Below are 1,158 nucleotides of genomic sequence, written 5' to 3'. Positions count from 1 at the left end.
CTCTTCGTTGTAGGTGATTTCTAATTTCCGAGCATAACCCTTTGCGATTTTCTTAACTTCCTTGCGTTCCATCAACTTTTTGAACGAATGGTTGTAACCCTTAATTTCATCTTCCAGTTCATCAGCTGGCACGTTCGGCGCTGTTAAGGTCACAAAGATAAACTCTTTCTTTTCCTCTTGCTTTAGATAAGCCATCATGACGGACAGAGCCAACGCATCTTTTCGAGATTTCTTCCATGCACAGATCGGACAGAAACGGTTTTTGCACGTATTCCCCTTATGCTGTTTTTTCTTTTCCAGGTTTTCATCAGCAACCATCATCATGAACGTATTGCACTCCCTTATGAGTTTTAAAGTATTTTCCGAGACCACATCTTCAGAAACTAGCTTTTCCATAAAGTACGCTAATACACCGTTTCGCCGTTTTTTCTTCGTGGACTTGACCATAATGTCTTGATTCTTTTTGGATTTTGCTTTATAGTGGCTCATATAACTTAAGTTAATAAACGCCAATCACGGCACTTAAAAACTTGCACCTACCTTCATAGTTTATTGTTTTGATCTCGACAATTAAAACAATACAACACTATGCTGTAGAATGCAAGTTTTTTTGCGTTAAAGCCATACGTATCAAGGGCTCAAGACCCTTCAGGGTAAATCGAAGATGTTACCCTTATATCAAGATAAGAAAAAACCGTTTTTCGCTTCGCTCAAAACCTTAAAAAACACGCCTAAAAGGCGTGTTTTCATCTTTCCATTCCTCGATCCCTCTCCCGAGCTTTCTCACGCTTATACAGGCGCTCAAATTCGCTCCCAGGGTTTCGCTCCCTCACTTTATCTACTAATTCCTTAAAAACGTTTTTAACGGCCCTGACGCCCTCTGTACGCTCTTTTACGAAATCTTTGGCACTTTGATACAACAAACCGACTTCGTGCCGTAAATCGCCTATCAGGTCTTTTAAATCTCTGTTCTCTGAACGGAGTTCCTTATTTTCGTTCTTCAGCTTATAATTTTCATTGGTCTTTTGATAGACTTCCTCACGAAGCTTTTCATTTTCTATGACAGGATTCATACTTTGCAACCGCTCATAATCTTTTTTTACCGCAACCGCAGCTGTCACGATTGTTTCCAGCTGTTCCATCTGCTTAGGAGTGAAA

Annotated in this window: 1 protein-coding gene and 1 pseudogene; both read right to left on the bottom strand. The window is 40.1% G+C overall.

Features of this window, described 5'->3' with window-relative positions:
• Positions 1 to 324 (bottom strand): protein rep (locus QI30_RS18550; protein ID WP_425475032.1); only part of this gene is annotated, 324 nt, incomplete at its 3' end.
• A gap of 422 nt (positions 325 to 746) precedes the next feature.
• Positions 747 to 1,158: pseudogene (locus QI30_RS20525) on the bottom strand (plasmid recombination protein); the annotation flags it as partial.

Origin of the sequence: Candidatus Kurthia intestinigallinarum (assembly GCF_003991225.1) — a bacterium.
Classification (GTDB): Bacteria; Bacillota; Bacilli; order Bacillales_A; family Planococcaceae; genus Kurthia; species Kurthia populi.
This window is presented reverse-complemented; position numbering and strand designations above follow the sequence as displayed.